Genomic DNA, 18,469 nt, shown 5'->3' on the forward strand with positions numbered 1-18,469 from the left:
TACACACTCTCGAAAGCAGCGTGCTAATATTATATCTATTTAATAGATTCAAAATAAGTATAGAGGAGTGATGATATGGTGGTAAATATGAATCAAGTTGCTTCGTCGATCGTAACTACATCTAACGATGTGGCCCAAGTTCGTACAATGACACAAAGTCTTTTTTCGACCGATAATCCGAATCAACTAGCTCCCGGTGTGACCGATTACTGGATTGATTATGTGCATCAACAAGTTCAATCTCTACCAAATAGTTATGCAATAGAAAAACGGGAATTAAATACACAAGTGAATCAGGCAAAACGTCTGAGTAAATCACAAAATGTATTGCGCAGTGGGAGTTTTACAGGTGAAGGGTGGCAACTTGGACGCAAGGTGTTCATCTCATCAGGAGACTCACAATACGCGGGGCAGCAACTGGTGTTACCTCCTTCTTCCCTTGTATATCCATCTTATGCCTATCAGACTGTACCGGAATCAGTATTAAAACCGTATACACGTTATTATCTATCCGTTTTTGTCTTACAAGCGGATTCTCTACAAATTATGGCTTCCCGCTATGGAAATGAAGTCAATCAAGTCGTGAATGTAGCCTATTCTACGTCTCTGCCAACTTCTGTAGAAGGTGTTAACAGTAGTCCAAACTTCTTTCAATATCCAATTGATGTAGGTGCATTACATCCAGAAGCGAATATAGGCATTACAGTTGGTTTTACCGTACCGTCGAATGGATTCGCAAAAATAAGTCAAGTTTCCTTGACAGAGGGACGCCCACTAACTGCGGCAGAAATAAGAAAAGCACAAAACCAAGAGGAACAATGGCTACAACCCTATTTGGCGCAACAGGCACAAATCACTGCGGGTTTACAGCAGGCTACAAATCAATTAAATGCCATGTACGATTCATCCAATTGGAGCGGAACGATCGGACCAAACGTAAGTTATACCGATATAGAGAACTTAACAGCACTTCAAAACAGTGCTCCTCAAGAAGGATCTATGCCAGGTATACCAATGCAAGATCGATATGCACAACAAAAAGCAGCAATCTATCAAGCCGCTCTTCGCGCTTGGAATCAACTACAAGCACGGAATATTGTTCAAAATGGTTTGTTTCTTCAACAAGCACAAAACTGGAATATAGCCGGTACAGTGAGTTTCCCACAAGACAGTAATCGGAAACCTGTCTTGACATTATCGAATTGGGATAGCACAGTTACTCAAATCATTACCTTACCAAGTGAGGGCGGCAACACAGAGTATCGTGTTCGCGTTCGTGCCAAAGGACAAGGAACGATTTCCATTGTGCCACCAGGAAATCAAAGACATATGTTATTCTTCACCCAACCTACTTTTATGACCCAAGAATTCTATTTCTATCCAGATGCGAATACGAGCCAAGTGGATTTGATTATTCAATCAGAGGGTGCAGAGTTTACGGTAGATTGGGTAGAAGTACAAGAAATGATATATGAAGAAATCACACCACATAGTGTTTCAGGTGGAGATACAGTAATAAATACCATTGGGGTTGCTACTCCACTCGCACAACCAGGAGCATCTATAATGGCAACGGACTCTTCTCTAGGAGCACAGACAAACGTATCTGCGAATAACGCGAATTGTCAGTGCGGGCAACCTTCAAATAATATGAAGTCGCCTTGCCAATGTAAATAATCTGTTGTATTTTGGCTGTTTTACTCCAGAGAGAAAGGGCCTGATAAAAGAGCACTCCTATGTGCCATAGGAGCAAATTAGCCCATAAAAACGGAGTTGGAGGTATATGGTATTACCCCCTATAGGTAGACAGTAAAAAAAGAGTCCATCTGATATGATGGACTCAATACTGTTTTATCTGGAGGGGATTTTTTTATGGCAAGAAAAGGACAATCATTTCAAAAATATACAGAAGAACTAAAGCGAGAAGCAGTTCGTCTTCGATTAGAAGAGAGAAAATCATTGCGAGAAATTCGTGAACAACTCGGTGTGAAGAGCGATGCCCAGATTATTGAGTGGGTAAAACGTGCGCAACAGGGGGAGTCCTTTGATGATCAACGTGGTGTCTGGAATCGAAAGAATTTTAATAGTCTAGAAGAAGAAAATGCTTATTTGAAGGCACAGGTTGAGTATTTAAAAAAGCGCAATCCAAATCTACATGGGAAGGAATGGTCCTAAAGAAAGAACGATTTTCTCTTATCGATTCATTACGCCAAGCCTATCCACTCCGATGGTTGCTTCAAATCGCGGAAGTTTCTAAGGCTGGCTACTATAAATGGCGGAAATATCATAACGTGCAGCGTTTACGTCAGAAAAGGGATAGGTGGCATAAAGAACATATTTTATCTATTCATCGTCAGCACCCTTACTATGGGTATAAACGTATGACTCGTGCTTTGGCTCGAGAAGGAATGGTAATGAATCATAAACGTGTTCGTCGTCTTATGAGAGAGCTGGGTATTCAATCTATCATTCGAAAAAAACGTCCGTTTTATGGAAGAAAAACATCTGTGGTATTTAAAAATCATTTGAATCGAGAGTTTCAAGCTGAAAAGCAAAACCAAAAATTCGTAACAGATATTACTTATGTACGAATCGGAGAACAATTTGCCTATTTGTCAGCTGTGTTAGATCTATACAACAATGAAATTGTTGCCTGGAAGCTATCTTCAAGAAATGATTTAGATTTGGTTTTAACTACATTACGTCAATTAGAAGGGAAGTCATTAACTACTAAGCCCCTTTTCCATTCAGATCAAGGGTTTCAATATACATCTAAATCCTACGCAAAACAGTTAGAGAAATTAGGATTTGTCGGTAGTCATTCTAGACGTGGAAACTGTTTTGATAATGCGTGTATCGAATCATTCTTCTCACATTTAAAAACAGAGAAGTTGTATTTAGTGCGCCCAAAAACATATGAAATGGCCTACCGAGCAATTCAAGAATATATTCAGTTTTATAATACAGAAAGATTCCAAGAAAAACTTCACGGCCTTTCCCCGATAGAATATCGGGAAAAGGCCGTGGCATAATACTCTTTTTATTACTGTCTACTTGACAGGGAGATGACCATGTAGAAATTTCTCAATATTCGTCGATGAGGATGTGTGCTAAGATACAAGTGGATGTAAATTCCTTTCCGTTGTTTGTAAGTTTATATATAAAGAAGAGACGCTTTCATAAAGATTGCGTTTTTTCTTTTTTGTCTTATTATAAATTTTGAGAATGAAAAGAAAAACATACAATAGACAAAGAAGGAAGCTTACAAAAATGAGTTTCCGAATCGCTTTTATTTTTTATCTATCTTGTGGGAGCTAATAGAAAGGAATTAAAATAAAATATACTTGTTACTATGTTGTTGTACCCACACTTATATCACGTTTAGCATGGTACTACATATAAGAATAAGATACAGAAACAATCCCATGAGAAGTATATATTTCATATAAGTTGTATCATAGAAATCACTAAAAAAAATGACACTTACAATTGTAATCAACATAATAGATAATAAAACGACTGGATGCAAATAGAGTGGGTTTTTGGTTACATAGATGATGTAACAAGAAAAAGAGATTACGAATAGTAAGAAAGCAACGAAATTAGATTTATACATAAGAGAATTCCTTTCTCAAAAAATGCATACAAATATTGACGAATTGTAGCGAATCCGTGTGGGATTTGTACGAAAGATGTCGAATTAAACGTTTGTTTAAAACATAAAGATTGGGATAAAAGCCCTATATCGTTGATGCATCAACATTTTATCGTCAAGGAAATCCCCTTGATAGGTAGTATGTATTCGCCATATGTTGCAATTTAATCATGGGATCATAAAAAATAGGAAAAAAGATTGAGCGAATGCGCCCAATCTTCCAAATGACAGCTTACCACAGCTTATAGAATATAATAGCAAACATATATCCATTTGTCTCAATACGTTTATTATTTCGCATCTTCAAATACATGCAATGCATCTTTACGGAGCTTATCTTTTTCAGTATCTGACCTTTTGAAATCGTATTGATATAAAGCGGATTCCCAATCCCCATACATCGGATTCGGGAACACAATAAATTTTTCTCCAAATGCTTCGTGTATCGCTTCAACTGATTGATTTCTATCTTGTACAGATTTCTCATCAAATCCTGTAAAATCAGATAAATTATCTCCAAAGAATAGAATAATATCATGTTCTGTCGCAACTTTCTTTCTGCGTTCTTCCTTCCCTTTTTCTTCTTTTCCCTGCAATAAGACATGCTCCTTATCAGCTTGCGGGATATTCAGATTCTGTAAATTTTGTAAGGTAGCATCTAATTGACTTTGTTTGCGATTTGAAATGTAGTAGATCGCCACACCTTTTTTATTTGCATATTGTAAAAAGGAAACGGCACCAGGAAGATCTTCTGCTTTCGCTTGTTGAATCCAATCCTCCCATTTATAAGGAAATCCTTTCTTCTCTTTTACTGTCATGGCTTGATACGGACTATTATCCACGACAGTTTCATCTAAATCTAAAACGATGGCAGCCTTTTTCTCGGTACCTTTGGCAAGTGCTGCGTCTAATTTCATCTTTCCGATATTATATCCTTGATGATAGAGCGCTTTGACTTCTCCAGCGGTTTGATACCAAGCATCTGCCATCACTTGTTGTTCGGTTAGTGAAAATGGTTGTTTCGGCTGTGTTTGTGGTGACTGACACCCTATAAGAGAAAGAGAAAAAAGTGTTAGAGCTATACTTGTTTTGAAAATGGGTTTCATTGTGTATCACACTCCTAGTTGTATATTTTGTATGGTATGCGCTTACTTTACGGGAATTATATTAAAAATACAATGCTCTTTTATTAGAAAAACACCTTCAATTATTTTAAAGGTTCTTATAGGGTTGTGTACTCGTTTTAATTCGTTCACATGCTTTTCCTACTCCGCATAAATTAAAAACGTTTACTAGTCAATCTGAAGAGTTTGTTTCAAGTGAGTTCGTATACAGTTGGTACACAAAACCATTCGTTTCATATAGATTGGTTGTATCAACATGATCAAAACGGTTCTGTTGTTGTTCATTTTCAATTGCATTCCTCCCCATACAAATCTCCTTTAAAGTTAACCTGAATACTTAAAAAACTTTGATACAACTTAGGTTAACCTAGTTAACATGGGTCAATTCATTTGAATCAAATAAAAAACTAGTTCAGGTAGAAACCCAAACAGAACAAATTCAATGAAAAAATTCGAACTGTATATACATTTGGCTTTTTTTAAAATAAAAATCACAAATGTCTTTGTGTAAGTATTATAATTGGTATAGAATACAAAAAATCATTTTTCTTTTAACTTGTACAAAAAGAATCTATTGTATAACTGTCTTCTTCCCGTAAAAAATATAGGAGAGGATTGGTATATTGAACAAATCATTGTCTAGTGGTTCTAATCAATTATTACAAGAAATCGATCAGAAAATGAGGATAATTGAGTCTATGCTTATCCTTCGTTATATTTCTGGGCATGTGGGCATGTGCCTACAGAAGAAGCATATGAGGTCCATCAAATGTTGATAGAAGTATCTCAATTGTTACTCACGTTGGAACAAGAGCCCAAAATGGCATCACTTGCAAAGTGTTTAAGTCTACAACTACAAACCATCCAAGAAGAATACAATAGAATAATTGGATAGGTTAAAAACGGCATTATAATTATGAATATTTTTAAAAATAAAAAATCATCACGTTGTTTTTAGCCCTTTTTGGGGAACGGCAACGATTCCTTCTTTTTGGGGCCACTTATAAAAAACACATTAAATTTCAAATACTATTTTTATCTCCAGAGGATACCTCCTTTTACGGTTTTAAAAGAAAATAGGATAAATTACTTTTGTTTTGAATTCATATATCTTTTGATAAGGATAGGAAGAAAAACTCAAAATGATTCTAATTTTTGCATTCATCTACTTGAAAGATGAATGCTTTTTTTCGTACATAATAAAAAAATAAAACATTTTTGTCACAAAACTCGTCTTTCTGGGTTCTTTATAATACAGGCATCAAATGAGAGTGAGGTTTTAACTGACATGTTAAAGATAAAAAAGGAAGAAAAGCCTGTCTCGGATCTGACATTTGAAGATTTATTTAAGCAATATTACGTTTATGTTGTGAAACAAATTCTATGGATTGTGAAAAAACAACCTATTGCTGAAGAATTAGCACCAGAAGTATTTTTACAGCTATATAGAAATGATTGGAAGACAATTGAAAATGTATCTGGTTGGCTCATAAAATCTTCTACTTATGTTGCATATAAATATTTACGATCCGAAAAAAGGCATCAGGCGAGAATAGATAAAACGATACAACACCATGAGGTTCAACCTATCTCATCATTAGATGATGATTGGATTAGAAAAGAAGAGATTACAAAAGTACAAAACGTACTTAGTCATATGAATGAACGAGATCGAACCATATTGTTAATGAAATTTTCTGGTTTTCAATACAAAGAAATCGCAGACGTACTTCATATTGACATATCTGTTAGTAACGGTGGTAAAATCCTTTATAACAACGGTTCCAAATTCCCCAAAAATAACGGACAATGGTTTCAAAACGACAATGATGGAGTGGAGAAGCTATGGTCAAGATTGGGGAATTTTTTATGATCAGAGAATTGTATCAAAAAGGATGGACAATCAAAGCGATATCTGAAGAAACAGGATTTGATCCAAAAACTATTCGGAAATATATCCAGCAAGATGCATTACCATCAAAAAAGAAAGTAGAGAAAAAACCAAGTAAACTAGATCCATATAAACCATACCTCCTTCAAAGGATTAAAGAAGGTACTACAAATTGCGCAGTGTTATACGACGAAATTGTATCAATGGGATACCCAGGGAAGGCTACCATTTTGCGCGATTTTGTCAGACCTCATCGACAAACCCCTAAAAAACAAGCAACCTTACGGTTTGAAACACCACCTGGTAAACAGGCTCAAATGGATTGGGGATACATAGGGAACATAAAAGTTAACGAAAAAGAACAAGATGTATACGCGTTTGTAATGGTATTAGGGTACTCCAGAATGAAATATGTTGAATTTACTACAAGTATGGATTTAGAAACTTTAATGAAATGCCATATGAATGCATTTGCTTATTTTAATGGGGTTCCTGAACAAATCCTTTATGACAATATGAAAACTGTTGTAATTAAACATACACCAGTAGAGATTAGATTTAATCGAAGGTTCGAAGATTTTCTATCCTATTATGGGATTGTGCCGAAGGCGTGTAAGCCATATCGTCCACAAACAAAAGGAAAAGTAGAAAATGTAGTAGGGTATCTTAAAAAGAATTTTATGCAGCGTAAGCATACATTTACTTTAGAATCATTAAATGATGACGTCAGGGATTGGCTAAATAAAACGGCAAATCGTAAACCAAATGGAACAACAAAAGAAGCTCCAATCGCAAGATATCAAGTCGAGGAAAAGTATCTAGGAAAGTCTAATACAAAACCAGCCTTTCCAATTACAAAATGGGAAATACGAGAGGTTAGTAAGGATTGTTTTATCTCTTATCAAGGAAAACGTTACTCTGTACCGTTTCGATTCGTGGGCAAACAAGTGAAGATAAAAGAGACACTTGATCATCATCTTGAAATATATGATGAATTAGAGTGCGTCGCAATACATCCAATTCTTACAGGTAAGACTGAAACACATGTAAGCCTTGAACATTATAAAGGGCTGAATGCGACAACAAAAGGTTTGGCGACCCGTCACATTCAACCCGATGAGCTCGAAGTAGAACAACGTTCTCTTCAAGTGTATGAACAATTAGAAGGGAGTGATTCTGTATGACCACTCAGCTTATAATTGAACGCTTAATCAAAGTTGGATGGCATCATACCGCCGACCAAATTGATGGTCTTTTAGAAGATGCATCTAAACATAATGTACCATATTCTGAATTTCTAAACACCCTACTTTTGCATGAAATTGAAAAAAGAGAAGCATCAGCTTTACAGAAACGAATACAACACGCGAAACTTCCGTTTCATAAAACAATTCATGAATTTGACTTTACTTTTCAACCTAGTATTAGCGAAAAGCGAGTGAAAGAAGTATTAACATGCCGTTTTATTAATAATGGGGAAAATGTCCTACTCTTAGGACCTCCAGGAGTAGGGAAAACACATTTATCAATTGCATTTTCTAGCGAAGCTATCATGAAAGGTTATACAGCACTTTTTTTGAGAGCTGATGATTTTATTAATGAGTGTAAGAAGGCTCATACCAAGGGACTATTGAATCGAGTAATCAAACGTTGGAGTCGTCCTGATCTTCTTATCATTGACGAACTAGGCTATTTTCCCTTTGATGAATTAAGTGCCAATATCTTCTTTCAAATCATTTCAAAGCGATATGAAAAAGGGGGAGCACTCATTGTAACGTCAAATAAATCTTTTATAGAGTGGGGAAAGATTTTTGGAGATGAAGTATTAGCAATAGCTATTTTAGATCGACTCTTACATCACGCAACAACATTTAATATCAAGGGAGATTCATATAGGCTTCGTGAGAAGCAAAAAGCTGGAATACAGCCAACAACATTAAATCGCTAATAAAAGGGAATTTGATTCCGTCAAAAAAAGGGAATTTCAATACGTTATTGACACTTAATTCTTTTGTTAACATTTTTTTCATGTGCGGACTCCTTCTTACTGCTTAATTTACTATTGTTATGTAAATAAAATAAAAAATGGTTTCTTGGTCTGGAAACCATTTTTTGTAGTTTACCATATGGTGTTACCAGTTCGTTTATCAATTTTACGTAAAGAAGATAAACAATTACTATTCACTGTCTCAGTAGATGTAAGGAACTCTTAAAGCTGGCGGTGAGATTGATTGTTTTTTCTTCTAGAAATAATGACTTAGATAGTATATTACCTAAAACAATGAAAGCCCTACCTCTCTTTCATCCTTACGGCTCCTTGTCCGTGCCAGTGTGAATCAGGATTGCAAAAATCAAGTGACTATTTAATCGAGTTATTTAATGAAACTTCGAATGTTCGTAAAATAAATTTAAAAATAAAAATGGATTAGATTGAAGTAATAACAAAAGAGGTTCCTACTCTAAAAGTGAGTTGAAGAAATTGAATGTCTTTGAAATGATTTACTTTTAATACTCATCATATTCTCGAAAAATTCAGGATGTTTTCGGGAAATATAATACATTATCTATAATAAACCTTAACAGAAACTTTTTATTTGATTTTCAGTGATTCCTTTAATTAATTCTAGTTCACTGACCAAAAACTTATATGCATCATCCAACAATTTTTTTCACTTGTATTCAGTGTTTTTTCTTTCTTCATACGCATTAAATCGCGTACAACTTCAGCACCTTCTTGTATTTCACCCGTTTTTATTTTGTCCGTGTTCACTTTATGCCTTTGTTTCCACGGCAGTAATTTACATGATTCTTCATGCTGAAAAATGTGTATAATGTGTTTTAATGCAAGTATATCAGTAACTGGGCGTATATTCGAATTCAATATTTTACCCGTAGGAATCATGACTTGCATATTACTGATTGACATTTTGATGACATAATACTGTTGTTTTTCCCCTGAGAATTCTTTTTCTTCTATGGCTTCAATTATACCTGCTCCGTGCATTGGATAAACAATGTTATCGCCAATTTGAAACATATAATCCACCTCCATATGTGGTAACCTTTTCAAGCTTAACACATATGTTGTTTTTCATCAAATATTTAATAATATCACAAGTTCATTTTAGATGTCAATTACTTTTTTCTTCAAAAGTTAAATCAAGTAAAACAGCCGTAAAATACCAAAGAGCGTTCGAGATTTCCAATAAAAGAAAAGGGAATCCATACGCGTATATCCTGAAATCTCCACCCATTAACGTAGATCAATTTCCCCTTGAAAACGGCCAAATCGATCCCGTATTTTTTTCAATCTTATATGATACTCCAAAATCTCAATTCTTGCTTTTTCTGCTAGAGGGGCAATTGGTCGTAAATCTTTTAACCCCCAATACTCAACCACTACATCAAGTACTTGATCAAAATATTGTAGTGGGCCATAGTTTGCTTCTTTTGCAATCACAGCCATTCTATTTTCAAAATCAGGCATGACGGCACCTGGCATTTTAAAATTCCTAATTACATTGGCAATATGGTAGCAATAATTTGGTTCCAATTCTAAATGTGTTCGAATAACGTCTCGATAAAACGCATAATGAAGTGTTTCATCTTTTGCAAGACGGCGTAATAATGTAGCAAGATCTGGATCATGCTTACTTGCCACCTTAGCTACATTATTGTAAAACACCATTGTTGCAAGTTCTTGTAGCGTCGTATATGTCATGGCTTCGATTGGTGTATGAAAATCAGGCTCAAATCCACACTCAACGACTGATTTTCTTAATTCATGTATACGTTTAGGGTTTACACTTCGAGTGAGTAGTAAATATGTCTCTAATAAATTCGAATGTTGATCCTCTTCTGAGGTCCAAGTATGAATAAAGTCTGTAATAACAGAAAGGGAACCTTTAAAAGTCGCAGATAAATACGTTGTAAACCATGGTAAATTCACTTCTGTTAATAAAGCTGTTTCAATGGCCGTAATTACACCAGAAGGGAGAGTAACTTGACTTTCATCCCAAGGAACTCTTTTAAAGTCCATTCCCTTATCCCATGGTAAAAACTCATGATAAGCCCAGTCTATCTTCTGCGCTCTTATTTTATGTTGTTCATACAGTTCTTTTAAACGTGGTTCTAATCGAAAATCTAAATCATTTGTTAACATTTAAGTGCCCCCTTTTTCTTACCATGGATATTCATCCTATTTTTATCCTTAAAAATTTTCTACAAATAAATATTACTTTCCTTTTTTAAAGTCAAACAAAACAAATTTGTAACAAAATTTTTTAAGAGCACTATATTTTTATAGGATTTTTTTATTAAAAGGAGGACCGTTACATCTATTTTCTTTTTTATAAAATAGATACTGAAACATACAATATGTTAGTTAGCCTAAATAATAGCTTTGACAAGTGCCAACCCAATTCCATTCGAGCCAAGCTTTTTAGAACTACTTGATTTATAGAATCGTTCAAAAATATGAGGTAATTCTTCAGCTAAAATTCCCTCTCCAAAATCTTGGATCACTAGTTCGATATAGATTGGAGAATTTTTGACCTGAATCATTATGTTACCACCTGGTTTAGAATGTTCTATTGCATTCTTCAACAGGTTTAACAAAGCTTCCTCCATCTATATTTTTTCGTGAATAACGATTATTTCTCTCGGTGCATTCCAATTAATATATTTTTATCACTTATCATGCTTTCCAAGCGATTTAGAACTTCCTTAGTCATATCTACTAAATTCCCTAGCTCTTGATCAAAGGATTTCCACTTATTTATCCCGAATATATAAATAACCATTCTCACAAGGAGCGAATTTATATGAATCTATTCGAACATGAAACATAAAACTGCTTCATTTTAATAAGAGGTCCTCCCTTTTTCTCATCATATTATCCATTAAAAAATAGGAGGACAAATTTATGAAACGTGATCCATTATTTTTAACTTTATTAAAAAGTGCAAATACAAACTTTAGCGGCTGGGATTTTTCTTTCATTTCAGAAACGGGTCGAATGAAGAGCGAGCCTTTATCGTGGTCGTACGGCAGCACTGCTTTTCAGCTTATGCAATGTGCAGAATCAGTGCTCGATATGGGTACTGGCGGCGGAGAGTTTTTATCTATGTTACAACCGTTCCCGTCAACTATATTCGCTACTGAGGGCTACACTCCAAACGTGTCAATTGCTCAAAACAAATTAGAGCCTTTAGGAGTTACTGTTTTAGAAGTAACTGATGATACTGCATTACCATTTCAAGATGGGCAGTTTGATTTAATTATAAATCAACATGAATCGTATGCTGCTTCTGAGGTAAACAGAATCCTTTCTCCAAGTGGCGTTTTTCTTACACAACAAGTTGGCGGTCTTGATTGCGCGGAACTTAATGAGCAGTTTGGCTCAACACTAAATAGCGACTTTGCAAGTTGGTCTCTCGAAACAGCATGCAGTGAGTTAAAGCAAAATGGATTTACTATTTTAGAAGCAAGGGAAGAATTCCCTTTCCAACGCTTTTATGATATTGGCGCTATCGTCTATTATTTAAAAGCGATTCCGTGGCAAATTCCTGATTTTACTGTCGAAAGATATTATGAGGATTTATATCGCATACATGAGAGCATCTTGCAAAAAGGATATTTTGATGTGAAGCAACATCGATTTATGATTAAGGCGATTCGCAGCTAGCAAAAAGGAGGTGGCATAGCCACCTCCTTTTTGCTCCGTTTACGTATGTTCTCTACTCTTTCATCATAAGAAAAGTTATATCATACATATTACAATTATGACCAATGAGTTGTATTTCTGAAACATATAATCACCTCGCATATATAATGAGAGCAAAAACGTGATTTTTCACTTTCCTCTTCTATTGAGAAACAAGTTGTTTTTCATATCGCTTGTTCGTATCATCTTCTGTCAAATATGCAGTTGTGTAATTAATAATATTCCGGTTATCGTACGTGAATATATGTTTTAACTTATTTTCTTCTGTTAATACTGTCGGTAAGTATTTTGGTAAGTTGCTAACTACACCTCTATTATCACCATCTAATATCCAATCAATTTCTTTCCATTCTAATAATCCTTCAGCCGTACGAAATGGTGTATTCATCTGCATTTCATCTGGCAAATCAGCAACGAACACATACATTCCTTCATTAGCCTGGGGCTCATCTTTACCTTTAAAAACAACAGTCCCTTTATACGTTACACTTGAAAGTTCTATGCCCGTTTCCTCAAATGTTTCTCTAATTATTCCTTCGTATGGCGTTTCATTATCTTCTATTTTTCCTCCGACACCATTCCACATCCCCATATTCGGCTTTTTATTTCTATTTAATAGCAGTATTTTATCGCTTTTTCTAATAAAGCAAATTGTGTACTTGTACATACAATCATTTCCTTTCATTTTCCACATGAGTTATTTGGCTTATTTTCAAGTAAAAACACTCGCCTTACAATTCCTTACTACATAATATATAGTACAACTTTCATGCGTAAACACTTTACGTCAAACGAGAGAATCCTTTTTAGAAAGGAGAATTTAAAATCGATACTATAAGCAATGAATTTTTAAACCAATATTACAACAGCCTTGTGTGGTTAAACGATACACACTGGCTCGGGGTTCCAATCTGTAAACTTCCCTCTGATCTCTTTTTGTATCAAGAAATCATTTATGAATTAAAGCCCGATTTAATTATTGAATGCGGGACTTTTCATGGTGGTAGTGCACTGTATTTAGCTTCTATGTTAGATTTAATTGGAAAAGGTCACGTACTTACTATCGATATAACTCCGCAGCCAAATCGGCCATCACATAATCGGATTACGTATTTAACAGCCTCTTCTGTTTCTGTGCAGGCCGTTCAAACAATAGTAAGTATGCGCAAACCTGATGATGTGATTTTAGTTATTTTAGATTCTGATCATAGTAAAGAACATGTATCCAAAGAACTCTTACTATATAAATCTATCGTCACTACTGGCAGTTATATAATTGTAGAAGATACCTCCATTAATGGAAATCCACTTCTTCCTGATTGGGGTCCTGGCCCGATGGAAGCTGTGGATGAGTTTTTAACAAAAAATAATCACTTCATAATCGACGACTCTAAACATAAATTTTTCATATCATTTAATCCAAAAGGGTTTTTAAAGAAAATAAAGTGAAACTTTAATCAGCCCTCACCAATCGGGCTTTTACGGACAGTTGATCCCCCACCTAACTTCTTTGCTTTCCCTGAACTTTGAGGTGGAGGTCTTACTGCCCATTAATGCGGGGTAAAGTGAAACTTTAATAAGTGGGGTTTTGCTCCTCCCCCACTTATTCTATCATTTTCATTTTTGAAAAAGGATAATATACGAATTCCACCTTGCCAATTATGTTATCTTCTTCAATATATCCTAAGCCATTGCGACTATCTCTACTTACTTCGCGGTTATCTCCCATTACAAATAACTTATTTGGCGGAATTTTTGTCTTTTGAAAGTTATAAAACACTTGTGTGTTGTTAAATAAATCTTTGTTCGTATATGGTTCTTCTTGCTTTTTATCGTTCACATATACCTTTCCATTCGTTATGTTAATTACATCACCCGGAAGCCCTATTACACGTTTCACATAATATTTCGATTCATCCTCTTCTTTTATAATGACAATTTCTCCGTGTTGTAAATTAGAAAGACGTACTGCTGCTTTATTTACAAATACGTAGTCTGCTTCATATAAAGTCGGCTGCATCGATTCCCCTTCCACCTTACATAAAGTAAAAGAATGGTAGCCTATGACTATCACCAATATAAATAGTATGTACTTTCCCCAGCCTCTCTTAATCTCCTTTTTCATATCCATTCCCACCTTATAAAGCGCTTTTTAACTCAAAAAAATATATCACTGCACAATAAGTTTCCATGCAGTGATACTATTTTTACTGTGCCTTGTTCGGTTGTTCTACTGGAATTGAATTTGCATTTGATCTATTTGTTTTTAATTCAAAATACGCATCCAAAATCTCTTTACCAATGGCAGAATTAATTCCTGATTTATCATCATTCACCCATGGCACAACAACTGAAAAGGCTATTTCCGGATCAGCATCATATGGCGCATAACCGGCAAGAGTTAAATTATAACATTTTTTTCTGTTGTTGTTCTCATCTCTTCCAATATCACTTTCTCCACCATATACTGTCTCAGCTGTTCCTGTTTTTCCCGCTGGTTTATATGGTAAACCTTTAAACGTTCCAGTACCTGTTCCGTCAGCTTCTTGAAAAACCCTTCTAAATCCTTCTTTTACATGATTAATGTACGAAGTGTCCATATCCACTCGATTTAATACAACTGGTTCAATCGACCGAACGACTTTTCCTACATCCTCTGGTCTATTCGGTTGTTCTCTAACTTCTTGTACAATTTGTGGTTTCATTCGGTAACCGCCATTTGCAATGGTTGAAATATATTGCGCAAGCTGAAGCGGCGTATATGTATCATACTGTCCAATCGCGTAATCAAGTAAAAATCCGGGTATGTTATCAGTTCTACCTACTTGACCAATTGATTCATTTGGCAGGTCAATACCAGTCGACACACCTAGGCCAAATTGTCTAAAATAGTAGCGCATTTTATTAAATGTTTCTTGTTTAATGTCTAATGGATTGTTTGGGACATAATTAATGCCTGCCATTTTTAAAGCCGTATTAAACATATAAACGTTCGATGACACTTGCAAAGCTCTTAAATCATCAATATCCCCAAATTCTTTCCACGATTTCTTCGGCTTAGAACTTCCTTTAAAATACATTGGTGCATCAAAGAAATGTGTATACGGCTTAATCGCTTCTGTTTGATATCCAGTTAATAAAGTAGCACCTTTTACAGTTGACCCTAACTCATAAGAACTTGTCATCGTTCCTAGTGCATAATCTTCTATTTGCATACCGCCATCTTTATTTACAATTTTCTTTCCTGCCATTGATAAAATTTGACCGTTTTTCGGATTCATCATTACTACGAACGCACGATCCATCATCGGCTCTGCAGCATGAAAAGCTCGTAAATTCTTTTCAAGGCTTCCCTCTACTCTTTTCTGTAAATCCATATCGACTGTTAACATCAAGTTATTTCCACTTTTTCCTTCAGTCACTTTTTCAGTTCGAACAATCTTCCCTGCTTTATCCATAATATTTTTAGACTGTTCTTTCGTTCCATGTAGTGCATCTTCGTATTGTTTTTCGATGTAACTTTTACCAATACGGTCGTTTCGATTATAATCACGAACTAAATAATAATCTAATTGTTCTCTTGGCAACCCTTCATTTTCATTAGAAACGCTACCGAGTATAGAGCGCAGTATTTTATCATTTGGGTATTCACGTTCCCAATCTACTGTTGTATCTACCCCCGGTAAACTTGCCAACCTTTCACTAACGACAGCATATTCATTTTGACTTACATCTTTTTTAACGATTTGCGGCGTCATTTTATATCCCGCATTCATTTTGCTTTTAATTACTAATACTTCTATATCTTCCTTTGAAAGCTCATTTAATTCTTCTTGTGTAATTCTTTCCCGGCGCAGTTCTTCTACTTTTTTATCTAACTCTTTTCCTTCTATTTCTTGCTTTCTAAATTTACTCTCATCTTCTTTCGTTACTTTCGCTGCTGCCCGCTTTTCATTTAACTGCATCCAAAAATCTTTCTTATCTGTCTCTGTTAACTTATCCATGTCCTCTTGCGACATTTCAATTAGCTTAGCTAAATCTTTTGCTACCTGTAAAACTTCTTTCGAGTCTACTCCTCTCATTTTCGTATATGTAACGGTTCGCAATGGTTTATTATTTACAATAACGTGACCTTGCCGATCAAACATTTTCCCTCTAGGAACGGGAGTGCTTACCGTTACATCTTCCTTTTTGTTTACTTCATTTCTATACGTTTCTCCATCAATGATTTGTACTTTACCTAATTGAATTATAATAGCTGAAAATAAAAGAAAGACAATAAAAAATAGTACATTTAACCGAAATGGAATATGAGTCTTTTTCTTTTTCGATTGTTTTTTCTGCTCCTTTTTCTGTCTCATTTCGCTCCCTCGCTTCATTCTATTAACATTTCTACGCAAAATCATTATGTATCAAATTTATTTATATGATATATATAGAATTTTATATTAATTACAAAAGAAATAAAAGATTTAATTTTCAGTTTTTTATTTCGCTATCCTATTTATTACCATTCCCTTAATGCACAATAACATGAATATTATTCTAAAAGAAAAATGGGACAAATTGATTTTTATACCATTAATTCACATTTCTTTGTATACTAAAGAAATAGATTCATAAAAGACATTACTTAAGGAGAGAACGAAAATGACAGATTCGTTTATCATATATACTAATACGCCACATTGTTTAAACTTTATGATTTACATTCAAAATATTTATCTCAATCAAAAAGGAAAAAAAGAAAATTTTCGTTTTCCTTACATAACAAAAACATTACATTTCTCCACTGACTTTAAAACAAACTTCAAAGAATTATGGCTGACTCTTCGTAAGCAAACTGCTAACGACAGATATGATTTACAAATTTTTCACGAGGAGAATCATATATTTTACGAGAAGCTTTTTGACACTCAATTATGTAATGAGGAATCTTTTAAAGAATTACTGTGTAGTTTTAAAGTATGGTGGACTAGCATAGTAGGTCAGCATTCATTAGAATGGTCTGTAAGTGAGTATAGTACGCAACTTTATAATGATTTAGTTTTATACTTAAAACAAAACCAAATAAAACCTTTACAACAGGTACACATTAGCTTACTTTATGACGATTGTGTATTCGCTAAAGAAAATATTACTTCTTACTCTGCCATTTTACCTACCAAACTCTTTTTTATAAATTATAAAGATGTTGTTACTACGTTATCAAAATGTTTTCATATCGCTTTAAACAGCGATTACTCAAATAAAAAAGTGAGGTAGATACCTCACTTTTTTAGATAACTTATTTCACTGAAGATACCCCTTTAACAAACTCACCAATCTTATTTTGAAAAACAAAATCAAAGTTATATTCTTGCCCTGTTAACTCTTCATTTACTAAAATTGTTGTTGCCCCTATTTCCCTCTTTGCGATTTGCGGGAATGAAGCGACGGGTTGTACTTTTAATGAGGTTCCCATAACGATAAATACATCTGTTTCATATAAACGTGTTATCGCATTTTGATATTGCGGTAATGTATCTCCGTATAAAACTACGTCTGGATTTAAAATGAAATTACACTTCTCACAACGCGGTACTTCATGATCAATCATATACTGTAAATCATAGCCTGATTTACATTTTGGACAATGTGCTGTTTGAAGTGTTCCATGTAAATCAATAACATGCTTACTGCCACCTAATTGATGTAAACCGTCAATATTTTGCGTTAAAATCGTAATATCTTTCCCTTGTTCTTCTAGCTCAGCTAAAAAACGATGTCCACGATTTGGTTTATATTGATGGAACGTATTAATTTGAAAGATTTCTTTATAATGCTTCCAAAATTCTTTCGGACTTTGGTTATAGTATCCTCTTGATAAATACATCTCCACATTCGCATCAGCATACAATCCATTTGCTGAACGGAAATCTGGGATACCACTTTCCGTACTTGCACCAGCGCCTGTTAATACTGTAATTTTCTTCGCTTTTTCTAAAATTGAACGTACTTCTTCAAATTGTTGCACAAAAATCACCTCTATGTATTTTCCTATTCTTATTATACCAGTTGTTTACAGGAGGTGT

Annotated in this window: 16 protein-coding genes and 2 pseudogenes; 9 read left to right on the top strand and 9 right to left on the bottom strand. The window is 34.7% G+C overall.

All coding sequences use genetic code 11. The annotated features are described in order from the left end of the window. Positions 1 to 75: 75 nt before the first annotated feature. The gene (locus F3I02_RS02125) at positions 76 to 1,677 is read left to right on the top strand and encodes a hypothetical protein (RefSeq protein WP_196477518.1); all 1,602 of its coding nucleotides are present in this window, start codon (positions 76 to 78) and stop codon (positions 1,675 to 1,677) included. Between the two features lie 195 nt (positions 1,678 to 1,872). After that, positions 1,873 to 3,032 (top strand): IS3-like element ISBth8 family transposase gene (locus F3I02_RS02130; protein WP_196477519.1). Its coding sequence is split into 2 segments (ribosomal slippage): positions 1,873 to 2,131 and positions 2,131 to 3,032, totalling 1,161 coding nucleotides; the frame shifts between segments, so codons are not numbered across the junction. 913 nt (positions 3,033 to 3,945) lie between these two features. On the opposite strand, the gene F3I02_RS02135 is transcribed toward F3I02_RS02130, so the two are convergent. Beyond that, positions 3,946 to 4,761, bottom strand: a complete 816-nt coding sequence (locus F3I02_RS02135; RefSeq protein WP_196477520.1) for a 5'-nucleotidase, lipoprotein e(P4) family — start codon at positions 4,759 to 4,761, stop codon at positions 3,946 to 3,948. Positions 4,762 to 4,951: 190 nt separating this feature from the next. Beyond that, entirely contained in the window at positions 4,952 to 5,086 is a 135-nt protein-coding gene (locus F3I02_RS34310) for a hypothetical protein (protein WP_269061755.1), read from the bottom strand. A gap of 462 nt (positions 5,087 to 5,548) precedes the next feature. Here F3I02_RS34310 and F3I02_RS34315 point away from each other — a divergent pair, with 462 nt between their 5' ends. The 4 genes from F3I02_RS34315 to istB all read left to right on the top strand — a co-directional run bounded on the left by F3I02_RS34315 (position 5,549) and on the right by istB (position 8,618). Continuing rightward, positions 5,549 to 5,674, top strand: coding sequence for a hypothetical protein (locus F3I02_RS34315; protein ID WP_269061756.1), 126 nt, complete (start codon positions 5,549 to 5,551; stop codon positions 5,672 to 5,674). Between the two features lie 393 nt (positions 5,675 to 6,067). After that, positions 6,068 to 6,652, top strand: coding sequence for an RNA polymerase sigma factor SigX (locus tag F3I02_RS02145; RefSeq protein ID WP_230876756.1), 585 nt, complete (start codon positions 6,068 to 6,070; stop codon positions 6,650 to 6,652). Then, a complete protein-coding gene (gene istA / locus F3I02_RS02150; protein ID WP_196477521.1) occupies positions 6,625 to 7,854 on the top strand; it encodes an IS21 family transposase in 1,230 nt (409 codons plus the stop codon). The genes F3I02_RS02145 and istA overlap by 28 nt, the downstream gene beginning before the upstream one ends. After that, complete coding sequence (istB, locus tag F3I02_RS02155; RefSeq protein WP_196477522.1) at positions 7,851 to 8,618, top strand: IS21-like element helper ATPase IstB; 768 nt, start codon at positions 7,851 to 7,853, stop codon at positions 8,616 to 8,618. Before istA ends, istB begins: the two co-directional genes overlap by 4 nt. A 628-nt stretch (positions 8,619 to 9,246) precedes the next feature. On the opposite strand, the pseudogene F3I02_RS02160 reads toward istB, so the two are convergent. The 3 genes and pseudogenes from F3I02_RS02160 to F3I02_RS34590 form a co-directional block, all read right to left on the bottom strand. Continuing rightward, positions 9,247 to 9,707, bottom strand: a pseudogene (locus tag F3I02_RS02160) (CarD family transcriptional regulator). Between the two features lie 216 nt (positions 9,708 to 9,923). Next, entirely contained in the window at positions 9,924 to 10,832 is a 909-nt protein-coding gene (locus tag F3I02_RS02165; RefSeq protein ID WP_000957093.1) for an acyl-ACP desaturase, read from the bottom strand. A 230-nt stretch (positions 10,833 to 11,062) separates the two neighbouring features. Continuing rightward, positions 11,063 to 11,436, bottom strand: a pseudogene (locus F3I02_RS34590) (sensor histidine kinase); the annotation flags it as partial. 158 nt (positions 11,437 to 11,594) lie between these two features. Between F3I02_RS34590 and F3I02_RS02175 the strand changes: the two are divergent. Beyond that, positions 11,595 to 12,356 carry a class I SAM-dependent methyltransferase gene (locus F3I02_RS02175; RefSeq protein ID WP_196477523.1) on the top strand — a complete coding sequence of 254 codons (762 nt, stop codon included), beginning with the start codon at positions 11,595 to 11,597 and terminating at the stop codon, positions 12,354 to 12,356. Positions 12,357 to 12,537: 181 nt separating this feature from the next. Here the strand turns inward: F3I02_RS02175 and F3I02_RS02180 are convergent, their stop codons facing one another. Continuing rightward, positions 12,538 to 13,062 carry an NUDIX hydrolase gene (locus F3I02_RS02180; RefSeq protein ID WP_000280185.1) on the bottom strand — a complete coding sequence of 175 codons (525 nt, stop codon included), beginning with the start codon at positions 13,060 to 13,062 and terminating at the stop codon, positions 12,538 to 12,540. A 158-nt stretch (positions 13,063 to 13,220) separates the two neighbouring features. Here F3I02_RS02180 and F3I02_RS02185 point away from each other — a divergent pair, with 158 nt between their 5' ends. Further along, positions 13,221 to 13,844, top strand: coding sequence for a cephalosporin hydroxylase family protein (locus tag F3I02_RS02185; protein WP_265411132.1), 624 nt, complete (start codon positions 13,221 to 13,223; stop codon positions 13,842 to 13,844). Positions 13,845 to 13,998: 154 nt separating this feature from the next. Here the strand turns inward: F3I02_RS02185 and lepB are convergent, their stop codons facing one another. Both lepB and F3I02_RS02195 read right to left on the bottom strand, forming a co-directional pair. Then, the gene (gene lepB / locus F3I02_RS02190; protein ID WP_002164083.1) at positions 13,999 to 14,520 is read right to left on the bottom strand and encodes a signal peptidase I; all 522 of its coding nucleotides are present in this window, start codon (positions 14,518 to 14,520) and stop codon (positions 13,999 to 14,001) included. Positions 14,521 to 14,602: 82 nt separating this feature from the next. Next, positions 14,603 to 16,756: a peptidoglycan D,D-transpeptidase FtsI family protein gene (locus F3I02_RS02195; protein ID WP_001249187.1), complete on the bottom strand. Its 2,154-nt coding sequence runs from the start codon at positions 16,754 to 16,756 to the stop codon at positions 14,603 to 14,605. Between the two features lie 289 nt (positions 16,757 to 17,045). Here F3I02_RS02195 and F3I02_RS02200 point away from each other — a divergent pair, with 289 nt between their 5' ends. Next, on the top strand, positions 17,046 to 17,660 hold the full coding sequence (locus tag F3I02_RS02200; RefSeq protein WP_074594270.1) for a hypothetical protein: 615 nt from the start codon (positions 17,046 to 17,048) through the stop codon (positions 17,658 to 17,660). Positions 17,661 to 17,682: 22 nt separating this feature from the next. Here F3I02_RS02200 and F3I02_RS02205 read toward each other — a convergent pair whose 3' ends face one another. Beyond that, the gene (locus F3I02_RS02205) at positions 17,683 to 18,420 is read right to left on the bottom strand and encodes an NAD-dependent protein deacylase (protein WP_074594268.1); all 738 of its coding nucleotides are present in this window, start codon (positions 18,418 to 18,420) and stop codon (positions 17,683 to 17,685) included. Positions 18,421 to 18,469 lie beyond the last annotated feature (49 nt).

The organism is Bacillus sp. SRB3LM (assembly GCF_015712745.1).
GTDB classification, from domain to species: domain Bacteria; phylum Bacillota; class Bacilli; order Bacillales; family Bacillaceae_G; genus Bacillus_A; species Bacillus_A thuringiensis_K.

Excerpts from the sequence above, each read along its gene's own strand:
- lepB (WP_002164083.1), bottom strand. The coding sequence starts at position 14,520 with ATGAAAAAGGAGATTAAGAGAGGCTGGGGAAAGTACATACTATTTATA.
- F3I02_RS02175 (WP_196477523.1), top strand. The coding sequence starts at position 11,595 with ATGAAACGTGATCCATTATTTTTAACTTTATTAAAAAGTGCAAATACA.
- F3I02_RS02135 (WP_196477520.1), bottom strand. The coding sequence starts at position 4,761 with ATGAAACCCATTTTCAAAACAAGTATAGCTCTAACACTTTTTTCTCTT.
- F3I02_RS02180 (WP_000280185.1), bottom strand. The coding sequence starts at position 13,062 with ATGTACAAGTACACAATTTGCTTTATTAGAAAAAGCGATAAAATACTG.
- F3I02_RS02145 (WP_230876756.1), top strand. The coding sequence starts at position 6,068 with ATGTTAAAGATAAAAAAGGAAGAAAAGCCTGTCTCGGATCTGACATTT.
- F3I02_RS02125 (WP_196477518.1), top strand. The coding sequence starts at position 76 with ATGGTGGTAAATATGAATCAAGTTGCTTCGTCGATCGTAACTACATCT.
- F3I02_RS02195 (WP_001249187.1), bottom strand. The coding sequence starts at position 16,756 with ATGAGACAGAAAAAGGAGCAGAAAAAACAATCGAAAAAGAAAAAGACT.
- F3I02_RS02165 (WP_000957093.1), bottom strand. The coding sequence starts at position 10,832 with ATGTTAACAAATGATTTAGATTTTCGATTAGAACCACGTTTAAAAGAA.
- F3I02_RS34315 (WP_269061756.1), top strand. The coding sequence starts at position 5,549 with ATGTTGATAGAAGTATCTCAATTGTTACTCACGTTGGAACAAGAGCCC.
- istA (WP_196477521.1), top strand. The coding sequence starts at position 6,625 with ATGGTCAAGATTGGGGAATTTTTTATGATCAGAGAATTGTATCAAAAA.
- F3I02_RS34310 (WP_269061755.1), bottom strand. The coding sequence starts at position 5,086 with ATGGGGAGGAATGCAATTGAAAATGAACAACAACAGAACCGTTTTGAT.
- istB (WP_196477522.1), top strand. The coding sequence starts at position 7,851 with ATGACCACTCAGCTTATAATTGAACGCTTAATCAAAGTTGGATGGCAT.
- F3I02_RS02200 (WP_074594270.1), top strand. The coding sequence starts at position 17,046 with ATGACAGATTCGTTTATCATATATACTAATACGCCACATTGTTTAAAC.